General features: G+C 73.7%; 16 protein-coding genes. 4 read left to right on the top strand and 12 right to left on the bottom strand.

Annotated elements, in window-relative coordinates:
* Positions 1–217: 217 nt before the first annotated feature.
* A complete protein-coding gene (pepN, locus tag QSK52_RS08640; protein ID WP_285735331.1) occupies positions 218–2,710 on the bottom strand; it encodes an aminopeptidase N in 2,493 nt (830 codons plus the stop codon).
* A gap of 135 nt (positions 2,711–2,845) precedes the next feature.
* On the opposite strand from pepN, the gene QSK52_RS08645 reads away from it, so the two are divergent.
* Both QSK52_RS08645 and QSK52_RS08650 read left to right on the top strand, forming a co-directional pair.
* Positions 2,846–4,069, top strand: a complete 1,224-nt coding sequence (locus QSK52_RS08645) for a TerD family protein (RefSeq protein ID WP_285735456.1) — start codon at positions 2,846–2,848, stop codon at positions 4,067–4,069.
* Position 4,070: 1 nt separating this feature from the next.
* A complete protein-coding gene (locus QSK52_RS08650; protein ID WP_285735332.1) occupies positions 4,071–4,982 on the top strand; it encodes a hypothetical protein in 912 nt (303 codons plus the stop codon).
* Between the two features lie 65 nt (positions 4,983–5,047).
* Here the strand turns inward: QSK52_RS08650 and QSK52_RS08655 are convergent, their stop codons facing one another.
* Together QSK52_RS08655 and pruA are read right to left on the bottom strand one after the other, a co-directional pair.
* On the bottom strand, positions 5,048–5,977 hold the full coding sequence (locus QSK52_RS08655; protein WP_285735333.1) for a proline dehydrogenase family protein: 930 nt from the start codon (positions 5,975–5,977) through the stop codon (positions 5,048–5,050).
* Positions 5,978–6,065: 88 nt separating this feature from the next.
* Positions 6,066–7,694: an L-glutamate gamma-semialdehyde dehydrogenase gene (gene pruA / locus QSK52_RS08660; RefSeq protein ID WP_285735334.1), complete on the bottom strand. Its 1,629-nt coding sequence runs from the start codon at positions 7,692–7,694 to the stop codon at positions 6,066–6,068.
* A 274-nt stretch (positions 7,695–7,968) separates the two neighbouring features.
* Between pruA and QSK52_RS08665 the strand changes: the two genes are divergently transcribed.
* Entirely contained in the window at positions 7,969–9,579 is a 1,611-nt protein-coding gene (locus QSK52_RS08665) for a PucR family transcriptional regulator (protein ID WP_285735335.1), read from the top strand.
* A 100-nt stretch (positions 9,580–9,679) separates the two neighbouring features.
* Here QSK52_RS08665 and QSK52_RS08670 read toward each other — a convergent pair whose 3' ends face one another.
* The 3 genes from QSK52_RS08670 to QSK52_RS08680 form a co-directional block, all read right to left on the bottom strand.
* Positions 9,680–11,149, bottom strand: coding sequence for an alkaline phosphatase PhoX (locus QSK52_RS08670; RefSeq protein WP_285735336.1), 1,470 nt, complete (start codon positions 11,147–11,149; stop codon positions 9,680–9,682).
* 177 nt (positions 11,150–11,326) lie between these two features.
* Positions 11,327–12,439: a hypothetical protein gene (locus QSK52_RS08675; protein ID WP_285735337.1), complete on the bottom strand. Its 1,113-nt coding sequence runs from the start codon at positions 12,437–12,439 to the stop codon at positions 11,327–11,329.
* A 128-nt stretch (positions 12,440–12,567) separates the two neighbouring features.
* Positions 12,568–14,157 carry a hypothetical protein gene (locus QSK52_RS08680; protein ID WP_285735338.1) on the bottom strand — a complete coding sequence of 530 codons (1,590 nt, stop codon included), beginning with the start codon at positions 14,155–14,157 and terminating at the stop codon, positions 12,568–12,570.
* 375 nt (positions 14,158–14,532) lie between these two features.
* On the opposite strand from QSK52_RS08680, the gene QSK52_RS08685 reads away from it, so the two are divergent.
* Positions 14,533–15,855: an MFS transporter gene (locus QSK52_RS08685; protein WP_285735339.1), complete on the top strand. Its 1,323-nt coding sequence runs from the start codon at positions 14,533–14,535 to the stop codon at positions 15,853–15,855.
* A gap of 105 nt (positions 15,856–15,960) precedes the next feature.
* On the opposite strand, the gene QSK52_RS08690 is transcribed toward QSK52_RS08685, so the two are convergent.
* The 6 genes from QSK52_RS08690 to sufD form a co-directional block, all read right to left on the bottom strand.
* On the bottom strand, positions 15,961–16,248 hold the full coding sequence (locus tag QSK52_RS08690; protein ID WP_051817190.1) for a metal-sulfur cluster assembly factor: 288 nt from the start codon (positions 16,246–16,248) through the stop codon (positions 15,961–15,963).
* A 152-nt stretch (positions 16,249–16,400) separates the two neighbouring features.
* Complete coding sequence (sufU, locus tag QSK52_RS08695) at positions 16,401–16,853, bottom strand: Fe-S cluster assembly sulfur transfer protein SufU (protein ID WP_285735340.1); 453 nt, start codon at positions 16,851–16,853, stop codon at positions 16,401–16,403.
* A gap of 10 nt (positions 16,854–16,863) precedes the next feature.
* Positions 16,864–18,126, bottom strand: a complete 1,263-nt coding sequence (locus QSK52_RS08700; protein ID WP_285735341.1) for a cysteine desulfurase — start codon at positions 18,124–18,126, stop codon at positions 16,864–16,866.
* Entirely contained in the window at positions 18,123–18,887 is a 765-nt protein-coding gene (gene sufC, locus QSK52_RS08705) for a Fe-S cluster assembly ATPase SufC (RefSeq protein ID WP_285735342.1), read from the bottom strand. Before sufC ends, QSK52_RS08700 begins: the two co-directional genes overlap by 4 nt.
* A gap of 7 nt (positions 18,888–18,894) precedes the next feature.
* Positions 18,895–19,212, bottom strand: a complete 318-nt coding sequence (locus tag QSK52_RS08710; RefSeq protein ID WP_285735343.1) for a non-heme iron oxygenase ferredoxin subunit — start codon at positions 19,210–19,212, stop codon at positions 18,895–18,897.
* The gene (sufD, locus tag QSK52_RS08715; protein WP_285735344.1) at positions 19,209–20,441 is read right to left on the bottom strand and encodes a Fe-S cluster assembly protein SufD; all 1,233 of its coding nucleotides are present in this window, start codon (positions 20,439–20,441) and stop codon (positions 19,209–19,211) included. The genes QSK52_RS08710 and sufD overlap by 4 nt, the downstream gene beginning before the upstream one ends.
* Positions 20,442–20,488 lie beyond the last annotated feature (47 nt).

A 20,488-nucleotide genomic window follows, 5' to 3' on the forward strand; every position in this document is an offset into this window, starting at 1 on the left:
CCGAAGGCCCGGGCTGCTTCCGGCCGACACGGCAACCCGAAACCACCCGCACCCGCCCCCCTGAAATCAGCCCCGCCGGGGCCCCCATCAGGGGCCCGGGGAACGGCGGCTCCGAGCTGCTACCGGCCGGAGCCCACCGAAGGTCCGAGCTGCTTCCGGCCGACACGGCAACCCGAAGCAACCCGAAGCAACCCGGAACCCCGTCCCCTCCCCGCCCCTAGAAAGCCCCTCGCACCGCCCGCGCCCGCCGCAGGTCGTCCGTCGAGTCCGCCAGGTTCCGCCGCAGCGAGGGCGTCAGCCCCGGATCGGCGAGCACCGCCTCCGCCGCCGCCACCACCTCGGGCGTGGCCTGCGCGTCGGGGAAGAGGGTCTGGCCGAGCAGCCGGGCGACGATGTCGCCGCGGTCCGCGACCCCGGCGATCCGCTCGAAGAAGCGCAGCGCGTACGCGTGCTGCAGGTCGGGGTCGCCGGAGGCCCAGAAGCCGCGGGCGGTGGCCTCCAGGACCCGGTTGGAGGTGGTGCCCGAGGAGTCGAACAGCAGCTCCCAGGCGCGGGCCTTGGCCGTCTCCCCGGGCCGGGCCGCCAGGGCCCTGGCGGCGCCGAACTCGGCTTCGCTGCCCGGTTCGCGCGCCACCTCGGCGGCGATCGCGTCCTCGTCGAGCTCGCCGAGCGCGGCCAGCCGGGCCAGCGCGGTCCAGCGCAGTTCCGGTCCGACGGTCAGCCCGTCCGGCAGTTCCTTCCCGGCCAACCAGCAGCGCAGCTCGGCGAGTTGCTCCTCGCCGCCACTGCTCTCGACCGCGGCGCGCAGTGCGGTGAGCCGCAGCCCGTGGCCGCCGTCCCCGGCGAGCAGGGCGCGGGCGGTGCGGCTGACGGCGGCCAGCGCCTCGGGGCGGCGCTCCGGGGGCAGGTAGTGGCCGACGACGTGGGTGCGGGCGAAGGCGAGGACGCGTTCGACGATGGCGTCGGAGGTCTCGGCGGGCAGGTGCCGCTCCACCAGGCCGAGGTAGGCGGCGGGGGAGAGTTCGGCGTCCCGGACGAGGTCGCGGGCGTGCTCCCACAGGACGGCGCGGGTGATCTCGTCCGCGACGGTGGAGAGCGACTCCTCGACGGCCCGCCAGGAGTCCGGGTCGAGCCGGATCTTGGCCCAGGTGAGGTCGCCGTCGTTGGGGACGACCAGGGTCGCACCGGCCTCGACCAGCGCGGGCACGGCGACCCGGCGGCCGGGTCCGATCTCGACCGGGACGCGGCCGACGGGGACGAGGCGGCCGTGCTCGCTGCGGTAGCCGCCGATCTCGACCAGGTGCGGCCGGCTGCCCTCGTTGACGACGGTGAGCGCGGTGAGGGTGCCGTCGGCGGCCCGCTCGGTCTCGGCGCGCAGCGTGTCGACGCCGCTGGTGCGCAGCCAGGCGTCCGCCCAGGCGGGCACGTCGCGGCCGCTGCTGGCGCTCAACGCGGCCAGGAAGTCCGGGAGTTCGGCGTTGCCGTAGAGGTGGTCGGCGAAGTACGCGTTGAGTCCGGTGAAGAAGGCCTCGTCGCCGAGCCAGGCGACGAGCTGGCGCAGCGCGCTGGCGCCCTTGGCGTACGAGATGCCGTCGAAGTTGACCATGGCCTCGGCGACCGAGCGGGTGCCGTTCCCGGCGACGGGGTGGGTGGAGGCGCGCTGGTCGGCGTCGTAGCCCCAGCCCTTGCGCTGGGCGGAGAAGCCGGTCCAGGCGCCGGTGAAGCGGGTGGCCTCGGCGGCGACCCGGTAGCCGAGCATCTCGGCGAAGGACTCGTTCAGCCACAGGTCGTCCCACCAGCGCATGGTGACCAGGTCGCCGAACCACATGTGGGCCATCTCGTGGCAGACCACCATGGCGCGGCGTTCGTGCTCGGACTCGGTGGCCGGGGAGCGGAACAGCATCTCGTCGCGGAAGACCACGCAGCCGGGGTTCTCCATCGCGCCCCAGTTGAACTCGGGGACGAACGCCTGGTGGTACTCGCCGAACGGGTAGCGCTCGTCGAAGAGTTGGTGCAGCCGGTCCAGCGAGGCGGCCGTCACCTCGAACAACTCCGGCGCCTCGCGGTCGAGTTCGGCGGCCAGCGAGCGGCGGGCGTGCAGGCCGAGCGGGATGCCGTCGTGCTCGCCGTGCACCGAGTGCAGCGGTCCGCCGACCACGGTGAACAGGTAGGTGGAGATCGGCTTGGTCGGCGCGAACTCCCAACTCCCGTTCTCCCCGCGGACCTTGGCGCCGTTGCCGACCAGCGTCCAGTCCGCCGGGGCGGTGGCGGTCAGCGTGAACGGGGCCTTCAGGTCGGGCTGGTCGAAGCAGGCGAACACCTTGGCCGCCAGGTCGGGCCCGCAGGTGGCGTACACGTACACCGCGCCGTCGGCCGGGTCGGTGTAGCGGTGCAGGCCCTCGCCGGTGCGCGAGTAGTGCATCTCGGCCTCGACCAGCAGCTCGTTCTCCGCGCGCAGGCCGGGCAGGGCGAGCCGGTTGCCGTCCAGGGCGGCGGGGTCCAGCGGCTGCCCGTTCAGGACGGCGCGCCGCAGCAGCGCCGGGTCGACGTCGACGAAGCTGTCGGCGCCGGGTTCGCCGCACCGGAACCGGATCGCGGTGGTGCTGACGAACCGGTCCGGGCCGTGGGTGAGGTCGAGGTCGACGGTGTAGCCGTCGACCTCCAGCAGTCGGGCACGGACAGTTGCTTCGGATCGTTGCAGTGCTGGCATGTCCGCATGCTCGCCGAGGCCCCCCGGGGCGGGCAAGCGCGCCCGGGCCGGATTCGCTCGCGGCGTACCCCGGCGGGCACAGCGCTCCGGCTAGGCTGGGAGCGGCGAAGCGAGGAGGAGCACGTGACGACTGTTCTGGTCCAGGGCGGGAACGCCCCCCTGGGGTCGACCCGGGTCGTGGTCGAGGTCACCGCGCCCAGGCAACTGGACGTGTCCGGGCTGCTGTTGACCGCAGCGGGCAAGGTCCGTTCGGACGCCGACTTCGTCTTCTTCAACGCCCCGCACGGCCCCGGCGTGACGCACCGCCCGGCCACCGGCGGCGGGCCCGACGCGATCGCCGTGGACACCGCGGCGGTGCCCGGCGACATCACCCGGATCGTGGTGACCGCCTCGCTCGACGACCGGCAGGCCACCTTCGCCGGGACGGAGCCCACCGCGACGATCCGGGACGCCGGCACCGGCCGCGAACTGTTCACCTTCACCCCGCCGCGGCTCTCCCGGGAGACCGCCCTGGTGGTCGTCGAGGTCTACCGGCGCGGCGCCGAGTGGAAGGTCCGCGCGGTCGGCCAGGGGTACGCCAACGGGCTGGCGGGCATCGCCACCGACTTCGGCGTCTCGGTCGAGGACGCACCCCCGGCCGCCGCCACCGCCGCCGCCGCTCCGCCCGTCCCGCCCGCGGCGCCGCCCACCGCCCCGCCGATGCCCGGCAGCGCGCCCCGCGGCGCCGCGCCCCAGGCTCCCGCCTCCCCGCCCCCGATGCCCTCCGGTTCGCCCGCCGTCGGCAAGATCACCCTGGACAAGGGCCGGGTCAACCTGGTCAAGGGCGGTTCGGTCTCGCTGGAAAAGGGCGGCAAGCCGCTGCTCTCCTCGGTCCGGATGGGCCTGGGCTGGGAGCCCGCCGGGCACGGCCGCAGCATCGACCTGGACGCCTCGGTGATCGCCTTCGACGCCCAGCGCAACAAGATCGACACCGCCTGGTTCATGAAGCTCGCCATCTTCAACGGCGCCATCGCGCACTCCGGCGACAACCTGACCGGCCGGGGCGGCGGCGACGACGAGGCCATCACCGTCCACCTCGGCGGGCTGCCCGCCGAGGTCTGCGGCCTGGTCTTCGTGGTCAACTCCTTCTCCGGGCAGAAGTTCACCGACATCAAGAACGCCTACTGCCGCCTGGTCGACACCGGCACCGAGCAGGAGCTGGTCCGCTTCGACCTGGCCCAGTCCGAGCCGCACACCGGCGTCGCCATGTGCAAGCTGGTGCGCCAGTTCTCCGGCGAGTGGGTGATGACCGCCCTCGGCGAGTACGTCGACGCCAAGACCGCCCGCAGCATGGTCAAGCCCGCCGCGGCGATGCTCTGACGTGCCGTCCGGCGACCGCACCCGCTTCCACGTCCGCCTCCGGCCGCCGACCGTCCCGGCCCCGCCGGAGGGGCTCGACCCGTGCGACGAGGGGCCGTACGACCACGCCGTCCTCACGATGATCGGCTGCTCCGACCTCGCCGCCACCGACGCGGCCGCCGAGGCGGGCGGCTTCGGCGCGGCCTGGCCCTTCGACGTCCCCTACGACCTCTCCGCGTTCCTGGAGGACCTCGACCGGCTGCTCACCGCCTTCCACGACCGCACCCCGTACGCCCTGGACCTCTACCCGCAGGGCGTGGAACGCACCCTGACCTTCACCTTCCCCGACCGCGACCTGGTCGCCGTCCACTGCGCCTCGCGCACCGACTGGGTGCCCTCCCCCGCCACCGAGCACCACCCGTACGGCCGGCTGCACTCCCAGCTGACCACCCTGGCCCGCACCTTCGCCACCGCCCTGGAGACCGCCGGCTCCCGCACCGCCGCCCACCCGCCCTTCCCCGCCTGGCGCGCCGGACGCTTCGCCCCCACCCCCGTCACCCTCGTCCACCCGGACCACCTCCCCCGCGTCCTCGCCGCCCGCGCCCCCTCCCGCCACCACCGCGTCGACACCGCCGGCGCGGCCTCCCTGGACGACCTCTACGACGCCGTCCGCCGCACCCTCCCCCTCGATCCGCCGCTGCACGGCCGCACCAGGAGCTGGGACGCCCTGGACGACTCCCTCTTCGGCGGCCTGCACGCGGACGACGACCGCACCCCCCTGATCACCTTCACCGACCTCTCCGCCCTTCCTCCCCTCGAACTCCGCTTCGTCCAGCACGAGTTCACCTCGCTGGCCACCACCCTCGCCACCCCCGCCCACACCCGCGACCGCCCCACCCACGTCCAGTTCCTGATCGGCCGCACCGACACCTGACCGCAACGCCCGAAAGGGCCCGCGGCACGAAGCCGCGGGCCCTTTCGGTGACGCCTGACGGCGACTCAGCCGCGGGTGGCCATCGCGCGCAGGAAGAAGGTCAGGTTCGCGGGGCGCTCCGCGAGGCGGCGCATGAAGTAGCCGTACCACTCCTGGCCGTAGGGGAGGTAGACGCGCATGGTGTTGCCGGCCTCGGCGAGGCGCAGCTGCTCCTCGGGGCGGATGCCGTAGAGCATCTGGTACTCGAACGAGGTGGTGTCGCGCTTGTTCCACTCGGCGAGCTGACCGGCGATCTTGATCATGTTGGGGTCGTGCGAGGCGACCATCGGGTAGCCCTCGCCCGCCATCAGGACCTTGAGCGCGCGGACGTACGCGAGGTCGACGTCGCGCTTGCCCTGGAAGGCGACCGACTCGGGCTCCTTGTAGGCGCCCTTGCAGATGCGCACCCGGGAGCCCGCGTGGGCGAGGTCGCGGCAGTCGGCCTCGGTGCGGCGCAGGTACGCCTGCAGGACGACGCCCAGCCAGGGGAAGTCGGCGCGCAGCTCGCGGGCGATGGCGAGGGTGGAGTCGGTGGTGGTGTGGTCCTCCATGTCGAGGGTCACGGTGGTGCCCGCGGCGGCGGCGGCCTCGCAGATGCGGCGGGCGTTCTCCAGCGCGATCTTCTCGCCGTCCACCGGGAGGAACTGGCCGACGGCGGAGAGCTTGACGGAGACCTCGGCGTTCGCGGCGAGGCCGGTCTCCTCGAGGGCGGTCAGCAGGTGCTCGTAGGCGAGGGCGGTGCCCGCGGCCTGGTCGGCGTCCTTGGTGTCCTCGCCGAGGTGGTCGAGGGTGACCTTGCGGCCGCTGGCCACCAGCTTCTCGGTGGCGGCCACGCCCTGGTCGAGCCGGTCGCCGGCGACGAAGCGCTCGACGATCGCGTGGGTGGGCGGGAACTTCTCGACCATGGTGCGCACCTGCGGGGAGCGCGAGGCGGCGAGGAGGGCGGAACGGAGCATCGTGGACTCCCGGCGAAGCGGATCAGCTGAAGGAGAAGGGGGGACGGCCGGCCGGGGGTGGCGGCCGGCCGTCGGGGAGCGGGCTCGGTCAGCCCATGTGCGGGTAGCGGTAGTCCGTCGGCGGGACGAACGTCTCCTTGATGGAGCGGGTGGACGTCCAGCGCATCAGGTTCTGCTTGGCCCCGGCCTTGTCGTTGGTGCCGGAGGCCCGGCCGCCACCGAAGGGCTGCTGGCCGACGACGGCGCCGGTCGGCTTGTCGTTGATGTAGAAGTTGCCCGCGGCGTTGCGCAGGACGTGCATGGCGTGCTGCACGGCCTCGCGGTCCTGGGCGATGATCGAGCCGGTCAGGCCGTACGCGGACACCGACTCCATCTGCGCGAGCATCTCGTCGTACTTCTCGTCCTCGTAGACGTGCACGGCGAGGATCGGGCCGAAGTACTCGTCCTTGAAGTACTCGGCGGCCGGGTCCTGGCAGACCAGCACGGTCGGGCGGACGAACCAGCCCACCGAGTCGTCGTACGTGCCGCCGGCCAGCACCTCGACCTGCGGGTCGGCCTTGGCGCGGTCGATCGCGGCCTTGTTCTTGGCGAAGGAGCGCTCGTCGATGACGGCGCCCATGAAGTTGGCCAGGTCGGTGACGTCGCCCATGGTGAGCCACTCGACCTCGTCGCGGAAGTCGTCCTTGATCTCGGCCCAGATCGAGGCCGGGACGTAGGCGCGGGACAGCGCCGAGCACTTCTGGCCCTGGAACTCGAAGGCGCCGCGGGTCATCGCGGTCTTCAGCACGGCCTTGTCGGCGGACGGGTGGGCGACCAGGAAGTCCTTGCCGCCGGTCTCGCCGACGATCCGCGGGTAGGTGCGGTACCCGGCGATGTTCTCGCCGACGGTGCGCCACAGGTGCTGGAAGGTCGCGGTGGAGCCGGTGAAGTGGATGCCGGCCAGCGCGGGGTGCTTCAGCGCGACCTCGGAGACGGCCAGGCCGTCGCCGGTGACCATGTTGATGACGCCCTTGGGCAGGCCCGCGGCCTCCAGCAGCTGCATCAGGTAGTGCGCGGCGAACTGCTGGGTGGGGGACGGCTTCCAGATCACCACGTTGCCCATCAGCGCGGGCGCGGTCGGCAGGTTGCCCGCGATCGCGGTGAAGTTGAACGGGGTGATCGCGTAGACGAAGCCCTCCAGCGGGCGGTGGTCGGTGCGGTTCCACACGCCGTCCGAGGAGATCGGCTGCTCGGCCAGGATCTGCCGGGCGAAGTGCACGTTGAAGCGCAGGAAGTCGACCAGCTCGCAGGGGGTGTCGATCTCCGCCTGCTGGGCGGTCTTCGACTGGCCCAGCATGGTGGCCGCGGCGAGGGTCTCCCGCCACGGCCCGGCCAGCAGGTCCGCGGCGCGCAGGAAGATCGCGGCGCGGGAGTCGAAGGAGAGCGCCTGCCAGGCCGGTGCGGCGGCCAGTGCGGTGTCGATGGCCTCGCGCGCGTCGTCCTGGGTGGCGTTGCGCAGCGTGCCGAGTCGGGCAGCGTGGTTGTGCGGCTGCACGACGTGGATCTCGGAGCCGCCGCCGAGGCGGCGCTCACCGTTGATCGTCATGGTGAGCGGGATCGGCCCCTGGCCGCCCAGCTCCTTCAGCTTGGCCTCCAGCCGGGCCCGTTCGGGGCTGCCGGGGGCGTAGCTGTGGACCGGCTCGTTCACCGGCGCGGGGACCTGGGTCACAGCATCCATGGCGCGCACGCTCTCCTTCTCGTCATGGGGAGCCGGTGGGGGTCGCACACCGGCCGTGAAGAAACGCTATTCCCCGCTCCTACCCGCTTCTGTTGGCCGGACCGCCAAATTCCCCCGCTCGCCGTTGTCCGCCCGGACGAACAGCGTCACGCCCCGGTCACGGCCGCCGCTTCCTGTCCGTCTCGCTAAACTCGGCCCCGGATCTTGTCCGCCCCGACGAACCCGCCCCGACGAACCGCCCGTCCCGCCCCCTCCCCCGCCGAAGGACCCGCCGATGACCGGCCTCCCGCTCCGCCAGCTGCTGATGTCGCTCGGCGAGCCCCTGGTGGAGCTGCAGGCCGCGCCCGCCGGGCTGGACGTCCCGGTGCGGCACGTGTCGATCCTCGACCCGGAGGACCCGCCCACCGCCGCCCCGGGCGAGCTGGTCCTCGCCATCGGCGCCCGCGGCCGGGCCGCGCTCCCCGCGCTGCGCGCCGCCGGACGGGCCCGGGCCGCCGCCGTCGCGGTCAAGCTGGACGGGCCCGGACAGGCCGACGCGCTGCGCGAGGCCGCCACCGAGGCCGGGGTGGCGCTGCTGTCGGTGCGCCGGGAGACCCGCTGGGAGCACCTCGACTCGCTCACCCGCACCCTGCTCTCCGGCGCGGACGACCCGGACGGCACCGGCGGCGCCGGGCCCGGGGGGCCCGCCACCGGCGACCTGTTCTCGCTCGCCCAGACGGTGGCGGTGCTGACCGGCGGCATCGTCTCGATCGAGGACACCTCCAGCCGGGTGCTGGCCTACTCCCGCACCTCGGAGACCGACGAGGTGGACGACCTGCGCCGGCTGTCCATCCTCGGCCGCCAGGGCCCGGAGCCGTACCTGGCCAAGCTCCGCGAGTGGGGCGTCTTCTCGCACCTGCGCGGCTCCGAGGGCGCGATCGAGATCGCCGCCCACCCGGAGCTGGGCATCCGCCGCCGCCTGGCCATCGCGATCCGCTCCGGCGCGCAGCCGCTGGGCACCATCTGGGTGCAGGAGGGTTCCCGTCCGCTGACCGACACCGCCGAGCAGGCCCTGGTCGGCGCGGCCCGGGTCGCGGCCGGTCAACTGGTGCGCCGCCGCCGCGAGTTGTCGGCCGACACCCGGCTCACCCAGACCCTGCTGACCGGCCTGCTGGAGGGCTCCACCGGCCCGCAGTCACTGGCCACCCACCTCGGCCTGGACCTGCGCCGCCCGGTCACCGTCCTCGCCTACGCCCCCGCCGCCACCGACGGCCGGGACGCCGAACTCTCCCGGGACGAGGTCACCGGCCTGATCTCGGTGCACACCGCCGCCCGGCACCGCGGCGCCCTGCTCGCCCCGGTCGACTCCCGGGTCTACGTCCTGCTGCCCGAACTCCCGCCCAACCTGCCGCCCGCCACCCTGCGCGACTGGACCCGGGAGACCGTCGACGCCGCCCGCGACCACCTCGCCATCCCGCTGCGGGCCGCGATCGGCCCCACCGTCCCCGGCCTCGCGCACGTCCCCGCCTCCCGCGCCCAGGCCGACCGGATCCTCGACGCGATGGGCCGCGGCGGCGTCGTCCCGGACGTGGCCGCCCTCCAGGACGTCCAGGCCGAGGTGCTGGTCTCCGAGGTCCTCGCCCTGCTCCAGGACCGCCCCGAGCTCCGCGACCCCCGGCTGACCGCCCTCACCGCCTACGACGCCCGCCACCACACCCGCCTCGCCGAGTCCGTCCTCGCCTACCTCGACGCCCTCGGCGAGGTCCGCGCCGCCGCCGACGCCCTGCACATCCACCCCAACACCCTCCGCTACCGCGTCCGGAGGGCGGAGCAGCTCACCGGCCTCGACCTCGCCCAACCCCAGCAGCGCCTCCTCGCCATGCTCCAACTCAGGCTCCCGGACTGATGCTCGGGAACTCCGGCGGGGGCGACCACCCACCGACGGCGAGGTCCGCCCGGGGAGAGCAGGACCCTCCCCGGACGGACCCCCGCCGCTCGACCGTGCGTCACATCCGGTGCCAGGGCCCCGTGATCGCCAGCATGATCCCCGGCTCCTGGATGTTCGCGAACAGCGTCCGCCCGTCGTGCGAGAAGGTCACGCCGGTGAACTCGCTGTACTCCGGCGCCTCCGCCGTCCCGAGGTTGAGCTCGTTGCGCGCCAGCGCGTACGTCCGCCCGTCCGTGGTGGTGCCGAACAGGTGCTGCAGGCCGTTGCCGTCCTCGGCGATGATCAGGCCGCCGTGGGGCGAGACGGTGATGTTGTCGGGGCCGTCGAAGTTGCCCTGGTCGGTCCAGACGTCGTTGTTGACGCCGAGGATGACCTTCAGCGTCAGGGTGCGCCGGGTCGGGTTGTAGAACCAGACCTGCCCGTCGTGCTGCAGCGGCGACTCCTCGCGGGCGAAGGAGGAGACGAAGTAGATGCCGTTGTCACCCCACCACATGCCCTCCAGCTTGCGGGCCCGGGTGATCTCGCCGTCCTTGAACTGCTTGCGGATCGAGGTGGTGCGGGCGTCGCGGTCCTGCACCTTGACCCAGTCGGCGCCGTACGTGGTGCCGGGCTTGGTGGCCCGGGACAGGTCGTCGACCAGCTTGCCCTGGGAGTCGAACGCCTTGAGCGCCTCCAGCACGCCCGCGTCGGCGGCCAGGGTGCGCAGCCGGCCCTTGCCGTGCCGGAAGCCGGCCGGCGGGGTCCAGCGGTAGAACAGGCCGTTGGGCTTGGACGCGTCCTCGGTCAGGTAGGCGTGGCCGCGCTTCTCGTCGATGACGACGGCCTCGTGGGCGAACCGGCCGAGGGCCTTGATCGGCTGCGGGTCCCGGTTGGCGTCCTGGTCGTGCGGGTCCACCTCGAAGACGTAGCCGTGGTCCTTGGTGAAGCCGTTGGTGCCCGCCTTGTCCTCGGTCTCCTCGCAGGTCAGCCAGGTGCCCCACGGGGTGGCGCCACCCGCGCAGTTGGTGGCGGTGCCGGCGATGCCGACCCACTCGCGGACCTGGCGCCCGCCGTGCCCGTGCCCGTGCCCCTTGCCGTGGCCGGAGACCTCGACGACGGTGCAGCCACCGGCCGCGGCCGGGTCGTAGACGTGGCCCTCCAGCAGCGGCACGGGGTGCGGCCACTTGGAGCGCGGCCCGGCCAGCTCGTGGTTGTTGACCAGCAGGGTCGCCCCGTGGCGGCCCTCGAACGCGGCGGTGCCGTCGTGGTTGCTGGGGGTGGACTCGCCGGTGACCAGGGTGGTCTGGCCGGTGCGGGTGATGACCTCGTACGAGAAGCCCTTCGGCAGCGCCAGGATGCCCTCGGGGTCGGACACCAGCTCGCCGTAGCCGACCGCGGCGTGCCCGCCCTTGGCGAGCGCGGCGTCACCGCCCGCGGGGGCGGCGATCGCGCCGGGGGCGGTGGCCAGCACCTCGGCGCTGCCGGCGATCAGGACGCCTGCCCCGAGGATGGTCGAACGGTTCACGAAGTCCCGGCGGGACAGCGACATGACGGTCACTCCTGGAGGAAGGGGTGTGCTTCGGTGACCGTCAGGTTCCGGGCCGCGCGTGAACCGCGCGTGAATCGGACGCGGCGTCAGCGTGCCGATTTACCGACCATAGGACAATCGATGACCCGCCCTTTACCGCCCGGCCCTCACTGCCCGTCCGGCCACCACCGCCCTCCGCTACCGCCTGGTCCGGTGCTGGGTGCGCTCGACCCGCCACTGCTCCCAGGCGGTCAGCCAGGCCTCCTCGGTGCCGGAGGGCAGGTCGGGCGTGCCGCCCGCCCACAGCCGCTCCCAGGCCCGCTGCGCGGGCAGGCTCGGCACCTCGCTGGCGAAGGCCGTGTACCGGACGACCTCCTCCACGGCGGCCGCGCCCTCGATCGTGCCGCTCACCCAGTCCGCGTGGTGGGCCAGCCGGCTCAGGTGGTTGACCATCGAGGTGACGGCCTCGTCGGCCTCCTCCCGGGTCTCCGAGGCCAGCCGCATCTGCTGCCGCACCGCGCTCTCCCAGCGGGCCTGCCGGTCCTCCCCGCGCAGGCGCCGGGGCAGCCGGGCCGAACGCCCGGCCCGCAGCTGGGCGAGCACCGCGGTGGAGCGCTCGACGGCCTGCAGGACGAGTTCGCGGTGCGCCTGCAGGCCCAGCTCGGCCGGTTCCGGCCCGGGCTCGGCGGGGCGGCGGTCGGCCCGCAGCGCGGCGACCTGCCGCAGCATCACCGTCCGGCCGACGATGTACCGCTCGAAGTCGGTGATCCGGCGCAGCTCCACCGAGCCGGGCGCCAGGCCGCGCCCGGTCACCGTCACCGTGGTGGCGCCGACCCGCAGCCGGCCCGCCCAGACGGTGCCGTGCCCGGCCGCGGCCCGCGAGTCCTCGTGGACCTGCACCGGGTGCGGCTCGCCGTCCACCGTGATCCACTCGCGCAGCGCCCGCACGCCCCCGGCGGTATCGCCCTCGTCCACGCCCAGGTGCTCGTAGACCCGGTCGCGCTCGTCCTCGACCACGTCCTCCAGGTCGGGCAGCAGGGTGGTCAGCTCGGCCCCGGCCCGGTGGGTGCACACCGTCACGTACGGGCCGTGCACGGAGCTCCAGTCGCCCGAGCGGACCTCCACCGACTCCAGTTCGCCGTTGGCGACCCCGTACTCGGCCAGCACGTCCCAGCCCGGCACCCCGCCGGCCCCGTGCACCCAGCCGAACACCGGGAACCCCGCGCCCGCCAGCACCCGGCGGCCGTACGCCTCCTGGTCCGCATACACCGCTTCGAGGTCCCAGTCCCCGCCCGTGCCCTGCCGCTTCATCCCTCGCCGCACCCCCGGCCGCTCGCCACTCCAACGCCGCCTTACCTTACGTCCCAACGGAGCTGTCGAGCCATCAGGTGGACGGGGAGGGCTTGCGAAGACCCTGCGGCAGGGCCCGCACGCCCCCGCTACGCGCCCTGGGCGCGCAGCGAGCGCGCCTTGACCGCCGCGCGCCGGGCCTCCTTGGCGACCCTGCGGTCCAGGTGCAGTTCGCCGACGGCCTCCAGCACCTCGACCGTCATCGGGTGCGGCACCCGCCAGACCTCGCCGAAGTAGCTGGCCGGGTTGTCGGTCACCGGCAGGTCCGCGACCAGGGCCTGCAGGCGGCCGCCCTCGCCCGCGCTGAGCAGCATGACCGCGGCCATCGAGTCGACGACCCGCCAGAGCGCGACGTCGCGCTCCGCCGCGGCCACGTCCGCCCCGCGGGCGCGCAGCCACTCGCGGGCCAGCCCGCCCAGCTCGGGGTCGTCCACCACCTCCAGCACCGCGGCGGCGGCCTCCTCGCCGATCTCGCCGAGGCCCAGCACGCAGTAGTAGCGGCGCACCGGCGACTGCGGGTCGCGGCCGCGGGCCCCGGCGAGCAGGTCGCGGGCGGCGTCCAGCGGGGCCCGGGCGGCGAGCCAGGCCTTCAGCTCGGCCTCGGCGAACAGCGGCCCGTCCTCGGCGAGGGCCCGCAGCAGCGCGGGGCCGTCCCGGTCGGCGAGGTCGCCGACCAGCGGGGCGTCGTAGCCCTCGGCGAGCAGCCACTCGCGGACGGCGTACTGGCCGAGCGGGGTGAGCCTGACGGTGCCGAAGCGGGCGGCGTCCTCCTCGGTGAGCGGCCGGTCGGTGTCCACCACCTCGGCGGCCTCGCCGTCCCCGCCCTCCTCGAACAGGTCGGGGTCGATCGGCCGGTGCTCGACCAGGCCGAGCTCGGCGAGGTCGCCGAGCATCGGGTCGAGGACGACCATCAGGTCGGTGATCTCGCCGAGCATCTCCTCGTCCGGCTCCTGCCCGTCCGGGACGACCAGCAGCGCGGCCAGCACGCCCAGCGGGACGGTCTCGGCGCCGGGCTCGGCGAACGCGGTGGTCTCGTACAGGGTGTGCAGCGCCTCGTCGAGGATCTCGGCGGCCTGGTCGCGGGCGTCCTCGACCTCGGCCAGGCCGTCGGTGTCGTCGAGCCCGCCGCCCTCGACCACCTCGGGGTCGACCGACTCGGCCTCGGCGGCCAGCTCGCGCACCAGCTCCGCGGCCTCGAACCACAGGCCCAGGACGGCGGCGGGCTCGCCCGCCTCGATCGCGTCCAGGTCGGGGCCGGGGATGGCGACGTGCGTGCCCTCCTCGGTGGTGCCGGTCTCCACCAGGTCCAGGTCGCAGGCCAGCGCCCAGGCCCGCATCGCCTCGACCACGTCCTCCTCGTCCGGGTCCTCGGCGCCGAGCATCCGGGCGGCCTGCACCCGGTCGGCCTCGCCGAGGTCGCCGTGCTCGTCGACCTCGCGGTGCGGGGCGATCCAGCGGGCCAGCGCGACGACCCGGGAGATCAGCGGGACGGCGAGGGCGGCGGCGGCCAGCTCGGCGTCCGGGGGCAGGACGACCGGCGGGACGAGGACGGCCGTGTCGTCCGGGTCCTCGTCGGCGCTCTGCGCGCCGTACAGGTCGGCGAGGTCGTAGTCGGCGGGCAGCAGACCCTCGGCCTCGGACGGCTGCTGGTCAGGGGTGTTTCGGCTACGTCCGGCCATCGCGCGCGTTCTCCCGGGTGCGTCGCAGGGCACCGCCGTCCGGTGGCGCGGCCCGCCCGGGGGCGGCGGACGCGGGGAACGGCGGAGCGGGCCGGTGCGTGTCGGCCCGTCAACCCAGCGTATCGGCCGCCACGGACGCCCGCCTGACCTGCGGGGGCGTCCGCCCGAACGAGTGGGGAGGTGCGTCCGAACGAGTGCCCGGGGCACGTATCCTTCGGTGGGCGACGCGCACCACCCCCGCGCACGCCCCCCGGAACCCGGAGCGACGGCGCTCCGCGCTCCGCGTACCACGTGCACACCCGCACCGTCCGGGCCGCGCCGCCACACCCTGGTCCGGCGACGCCCTGCGGCGCCTTGCCACAGGAGACCCCTGCCATGGCGGACCTCTCCCCCGCCGGCCCCGGCCTGAGCACCGCTCAGTACGCCGGACGCCGACTGTCGGAGGCCCTGCTCCCGCTGGAGCTCGCGCCCCGCAAGCAGCTCCAGCTCGCCGCGATCAGCCGCTGGAACGCGCTGCGCGGCATCCGCGTCGGCCTGGTCGCCGCCGCCCTGCTGCTGATGCTGATCGGCGCGAACCTCGCCACCCCGCTCTACCCGGTGCTCCAGCAGCGCCTGGGTCTGAACCCGCTCGACACCACCGTCCTGTTCACGGTCTACGTGTTCGCGCTCGTGCCGGTGCTCGCCGCGGTCGGCCACTGGTCCGACCACCTGGGGCGGCGCGCCCTGATCCTGCCCGCGGTCGCCCTGGCCGCCGCCGGGGACGCCGTCTTCGCCACCGCCGGGTCCTTCTGGCAGCTGGCCGCCGGACGGGCGGTCCAGGGCGTCGCGGTCGGCCTGTCCACCGGCGCGGCCGGCGCCGCCCTCGGCGACCTGCTGCCCGACCGGCCCGGCCTGGCCGCCAAGCTCACCCTGGCCTGCTCGGCGGGCGGCGTCGCCCTCGGCCCGCTGGTCGGCGCGGCGCTCACCGACGACGCGCACCCGCTGCTGGGCCCCTTCCTGCCGCACGCCGTCGCGCTGCTCGCGCTGTGCGTCCCGCTGGCCCTGGTGCACCCGCGGATGCCCGGCCCGCACCGGCCCCCGGCCTCCCCGCCGCGCATCACCACCCCCGCCCACCTGCGGCCCCGCCGCCTGCGGCTGCCCCGCACCGGACGCCGCGAGTTCCTGCTCGCGGCCACCGCGGGCTTCCTCTCCTACGCGGTCTTCGGCGTCTACCTGTCGCTGGCCCCCGCCTTCTCCGCCACCCTGCTGCACACCCGCTCCCCGCTCGCGGGCGCGGCCGTCGCGGCCCTGCTGCTCGGCTCCTCCGCCGCCGCCCAGCTGCTCGTCCCGCCCACCTCCGACCGGATCGTGGTCGCCGGCGGCCTCACCGGCCTCGCCGCGGGCCTGGCCCTGCTCACCGCGGCCGCGGCCACCGGCACCCCCGCCCTGCTCTTCGTCGGCAGCGTGCTGGCTGGCGCCTGCCAGGGCATCGCCTTCCGCTCCCTGTTCACCACCGCCGTCGCCGCCCTCGACCCCGCCCGCCGCGGCAGCGAGCTCTCCGCCCTCTGGGTGGTCGTCTACCTCGGCTCCTCGGCCCCGATCATCGCCGTCGGCGCCCTCGTCCGCAGCTACGGCCTGCTCCCCGCCGTCACCGCCTTCGCCCTCACCGCCGCCACCGCCACCCTCGCCCTGGCCGCCGCGGTCCTCCGCAGGAGCTGACGGCCCCGGCACCCGGGGGGCGCGCCCCGGTCCGGGCCGGGAACGCCGGAACGGCCAGGGGCGGGAACCCGGAGGTTCCCGCCCCTGGCCGTTCGCACCGACGGCTCAGACGTTGAAGCCGAGCGCACGCAGCTGGTCGCGGCCCTCGTCGGTGATCTTGTCGGGGCCCCACGGCGGCATCCAGACCCAGTTGATCCGCAGGTCCTTGACCAGGCCGTCGGTGGCGGTGCGGGCCTGGTCCTCGATGACGTCGGTGAGGGGGCAGGCCGCGGAGGTCAGCGTCATGTCGACGGTGGCGGTGTCGTCCGCGTCGATGTGCAGGCCGTAGATCAGGCCGAGGTTGACGACGTCGATGCCCAGCTCGGGGTCGACGACGTCCATCAGGGCCTCCATGAGGTCCTCGGTGGAGACCGTCCCGGCGCTGGTGAACGCGCCGGGGCTGTCGGGGGCCTCCGCGGCGGGAGCCCCGGCGGCGGGGGCCTCGGCGGCCTCGGCCGCCACGGCCGTCTCGTTCTCGCTCATGTGTACCAGTGTCCTAACGGGCGTCAGTCGGTGAGGGGGGGCTGGCCGCCGAGCGCCTTGGCGGTGGCGTCCTTCCAGGCCATCCAGCTGAGCAGGGCGCACTTGACCCGGGCCGGGTACTTGGAGACCCCGGCGAAGGCGACGGCGTCCTCCAGCAGGTCCTCGTCGCCCTCGGACTGGCCCTTGCTCTGCATCAGTTCGAGGAAGGCCTCCTGGATCTGCTGGGCCTCGCCGACCGGCTTCCCGACCACCAGGTCGTTGAGCACGGAGGCGGAGGCCTGGCTGATCGAGCAGCCCTGCGACTCGTAGGAGACGTCCGCGACGACGGCGCCGTCGAGCCGCACCCGCAGGGTGATCTCGTCCCCGCAGGTGGGGTTGACGTGGTGGACCTCGGCGTCCCCGTCCCGCAGCCCCTTGCCGTGGGGGTTGCGGTAGTGGTCCAGGATGATCTCCTGGTACATCGAGTCGAGCTTCATGGCAGCCACCTCAGCCGAAGAAGTTGCGGACGTGGTGGAGGCCGTCGATCAGCGCGTCCACCTCGCCGGGCGTGGAGTACAGGTAGAACGACGCCCTGGTGGTCGCCGGAATTCCGTACCGCAGGCAGACCGGCCGCGCGCAGTGGTGGCCGACCCGGACCGCGATGCCCTGCTCGTCGAGGACCTGGCCGACGTCGTGCGGGTGGATGTCGCCGAGCGTGAAGGAGATCGCCGCGCCGCGGTCGACGGCCGTGCGCGGGCCGATGATCCGCAGGTCGGGCACCTCGGCGAGGCGCTCGATGGCGTACGCGGTGATCGCGTGCTCGTGCGCGGCGACCTTGTCCATGCCGATCGCCGACAGGTAGTCGATGGCGGCGCCGAGGCCGACGGCCTGGGCGATCGGCGGGGTGCCGGCCTCGAACTTGTGCGGCGCGGGGGCGTAGGTGGACGAGCCCATCGTGACGGTCTCGATCATCTCGCCGCCGCCGAGGAACGGCGGAAGGTCCTCCAGCAGTTCCTGGCGGCCCCACAGCACGCCGATGCCGGTCGGGGCGAGCATCTTGTGGCCGGTGAAGGCGACGAAGTCGACCTCCAGCGCCTGCACGTCGAGCACGGCGTGCGGGGCGGCCTGCGAGGCGTCGACGGCGACCAGCGCGCCGACCGACTGGGCCTTGCGGACGATCGCCTCGATCGGGTTGACGGTGCCCAGCAGGTTCGACACCAGGGTCACCGAGACGATCTTCGTCTTCTCGGTGATCAGCTCGTCGATGTTCGACAGGTCGAGCCGGCCCTCGTCGGTGAGCGAGAACCACTTCAGCTTCGCGCCGGTGCGCTGCGCGAGCAGCTGCCACGGCACGATGTTGGAGTGGTGCTCCATCTCGGTGATGACGATCTCCGAGTCGGCGTCGACCCGGTACGGCTCGTCGGCCCAGCCCAGCATGTTGGCGACGAGGTTGAGCGACTCGGAGGCGTTCTTGGTGAAGATCACCTCGTTGCGGCTGGGCGCGTTGACGAAGGCCGCGACCTTGTCCCGGGCGCCCTCGTACAGCGCGGTGGCCTCCTCGGCGAGCACGTGCACGCCGCGGTGGACGTTGGCGTTGTGCTGCTCGTAGTAGGCGTTGAGCGCGTCCAGCACCTGGCGCGGCTTCTGCGAGGTCGCCGCGTTGTCCAGGTACACCAGGGGCTTGCCGTCGTGCAGCTGCCGCGACAGGACGGGGAAGTCCTTGCGGATGGCGTCGGTGTCCAGCAGTCCGGTCAGATGGGAATGGGTCACTCGGAAGCGCCGCCCTTCACGTAGCTCTCGTAGCCCTCTTCCTCCAGCTTGTCGGCGAGCTCGGCGCCGCCGGACTCGACGATCTTGCCGCCCGCGAAGACGTGCACGTGGTCGGGCTTGATGTAGCGCAGGATGCGGGTGTAGTGGGTGACCAGCAGGGTGCCGACCTCACCGGTGGAGCGGACCCGGTTGATGCCCTCGGAGACGATCCGCAGCGCGTCGACGTCCAGGCCGGAGTCGGTCTCGTCGAGGATCGCGACCTTCGGCTTGAGCAGCTCCAGCTGGAGGATCTCGTGGCGCTTCTTCTCGCCGCCGGAGAAGCCCTCGTTGACGTTGCGCTCGGCGAACGCCGGGTCCATCTGCAGGGCGGCCATCGCCTCCTTGACCTCCTTGACCCACAGCCGCAGCTTGGGGGCCTCGCCGCGGACGGCGGTGGCGGCGGTGCGCAGGAAGTTGGAGACCGAGACGCCGGGCACCTCGACCGGGTACTGCATGGCCAGGAACAGGCCGGCCCGGGCGCGCTCGTCGACGGACATCTCCAGCACGTCCTCGCCGTCCAGCAGCACCTGGCCGCCGGTGACGGTGTACTTGGGGTGACCGGCCAGCGAGTAGGCCAGGGTCGACTTGCCGGAGCCGTTCGGACCCATGATCGCGTGGGTCTCGCCCTGCTTGACCGTCAGGTCGACGCCGCGCAGGATCTCCCGCGGGCCGCCCTCAGCGTTGACGGAGACGTGCAGGTCGCGGATTTCAAGCGTTGCCATGGGGTACTCAGTTCTCCTGGTTGACGGAGACGAGCACATCGTCCCCTTCGATCTTTACGGGGTAGACGGCGACCGGCCGGGTCGCGGGCAGCCCGGACGGCTTGCCGGTGCGCAGGTCGAAGCTGGAGCCGTGCAGCCAACACTCGATCATGCAGTCCTCGACCTCGCCCTCGGACAGCGAGACGTTGGCGTGCGAGCAGGTGTCGTTGATCGCGAACACGCCCTCCTCGGTGCGGACGATCGCCACCGGGACGCCGTTCAGCTCCACCTTCTTGGGCACGTCCTCCTGCAGGACGCTCAGCGCGCAGGCGCGGACGTAGCTCATGCCACGGTCTCTTCCAGCTCGGCCTCGATCTTCTCCAGCAGCCGGTCCTGGATCTCGGCGACGCCGATCTGCTGGACCAGCTCGGCGAAGAAGCCGCGCACCACCAGGCGGCGGGCCTCGTCGGCCGGGATGCCGCGGGACTGCAGGTAGAACAGCTGCTCGTCGTCGAAGCGGCCGGTCGCCGAGGCGTGGCCGGCGCCGACGATCTCGCCGGTCTCGATCTCCAGGTTGGGGACGGAGTCGACCCGGGCGCCGTCGGTGAGCACCAGGTTGCGGTTGAGCTCGTAGGTGTCGGTGCCGAGCGCGGCCGCCCGGATCAGCACGTCGCCGATCCACACCGCGTGCGCGTCCTGGCCCTGCAGCGCGCCCTTGTAGGCGACGTTGGAGCGGCAGTGCGGGGTGTCGTGGTCGATCACCAGGCGGTGCTCCAGGTGCTGCCCGGCGTCCGCGAAGTACAGGCCGAACAGCTCGGCCTCGCCGCCGGGGGCGGCGTAGTTGACGCGCGGGTGCAGGCGCACCACGTCGCCGCCGAAGGTGACGACCACCGACTTGAACGAGGCGTCCCGGCCGACCAGCGCGTTCTGCTGGGCGACGTGCACGGCGTCCCGCTCCCAGTCCTGCACGGAGACGAAGGTCAGCTTGGCGCCGTCGCCGACCAGCAGGTCGACGTTGGCGGCCCGGGTGCCGGTGCCGGTGTGGCCCAGCACCACGACGGCCTCGGCGAACGGCTTGACCTCGACCACCAGGTGGGCGAAGGCGGTGCCGCCCTCGCCGTGGACGTCGATCCGGACCGGCTCGGTGAGCACCGTCTCCTCGGGGACGGTCACCACCAGGGCCTGCTCGAAGGCGCTGAACGCCTGCGCGGCGACCCGGTCCACCGGGGTGCCGGCCCTGCCGACCCGGGCGTCGTCCCGGCCGACCAGCTCGGAGGTGACGCCCTCCGGCAGGCCCAGCTCGATCTTGTCCTCGCCCTTGGCGGCGTCGGCCGCCGTGCCGTCGTGCAGCCCGCCGAGGCGGTGCAGGGGGGTGAACCGCCAGTCCTCCTCGCGGCCGGTGGGCACCGGGAAGTCGTTGACGTCGAAGGACGGCTTGACGGCGACCCGGGCGTCGATCGGCTGCCGGACGGTGTCGCGCCCGGTGCCGGGGCCGGCGAGCTGCTCTCCGGCGCCGGCGGTGCCGACCTCGATCGAACCGGCGGTGGTGGAGCCGGGGGTGTTCTGCTCAGCCATGGCTGTTCGTGTTGCTCTCTTTCGGGAATGGTCGACGGGTGGCGGGG

Origin of the sequence: Kitasatospora phosalacinea (genome assembly GCF_030268885.1) — a bacterium.
GTDB classification, from domain to species: domain Bacteria; phylum Actinomycetota; class Actinomycetes; order Streptomycetales; family Streptomycetaceae; genus Kitasatospora; species Kitasatospora phosalacinea_C.

Coding starts and splice junctions, on each gene's coding strand:
- QSK52_RS08665 (WP_285735335.1), top strand. CDS start 7,969: ATGACCGGCCTCCCGCTCCGCCAGCTGCTGATGTCGCTCGGCGAGCCC.
- QSK52_RS08675 (WP_285735337.1), bottom strand. CDS start 12,439: ATGAAGCGGCAGGGCACGGGCGGGGACTGGGACCTCGAAGCGGTGTAT.
- pruA (WP_285735334.1), bottom strand. CDS start 7,694: ATGGATGCTGTGACCCAGGTCCCCGCGCCGGTGAACGAGCCGGTCCAC.
- sufD (WP_285735344.1), bottom strand. CDS start 20,441: ATGGCTGAGCAGAACACCCCCGGCTCCACCACCGCCGGTTCGATCGAG.
- QSK52_RS08685 (WP_285735339.1), top strand. CDS start 14,533: ATGGCGGACCTCTCCCCCGCCGGCCCCGGCCTGAGCACCGCTCAGTAC.
- QSK52_RS08655 (WP_285735333.1), bottom strand. CDS start 5,977: ATGCTCCGTTCCGCCCTCCTCGCCGCCTCGCGCTCCCCGCAGGTGCGC.
- sufU (WP_285735340.1), bottom strand. CDS start 16,853: ATGAAGCTCGACTCGATGTACCAGGAGATCATCCTGGACCACTACCGC.
- sufC (WP_285735342.1), bottom strand. CDS start 18,887: ATGGCAACGCTTGAAATCCGCGACCTGCACGTCTCCGTCAACGCTGAG.
- pepN (WP_285735331.1), bottom strand. CDS start 2,710: ATGCCAGCACTGCAACGATCCGAAGCAACTGTCCGTGCCCGACTGCTG.
- QSK52_RS08690 (WP_051817190.1), bottom strand. CDS start 16,248: ATGGAGGCCCTGATGGACGTCGTCGACCCCGAGCTGGGCATCGACGTC.
- QSK52_RS08710 (WP_285735343.1), bottom strand. CDS start 19,212: ATGAGCTACGTCCGCGCCTGCGCGCTGAGCGTCCTGCAGGAGGACGTG.
- QSK52_RS08670 (WP_285735336.1), bottom strand. CDS start 11,149: ATGTCGCTGTCCCGCCGGGACTTCGTGAACCGTTCGACCATCCTCGGG.
- QSK52_RS08680 (WP_285735338.1), bottom strand. CDS start 14,157: ATGGCCGGACGTAGCCGAAACACCCCTGACCAGCAGCCGTCCGAGGCC.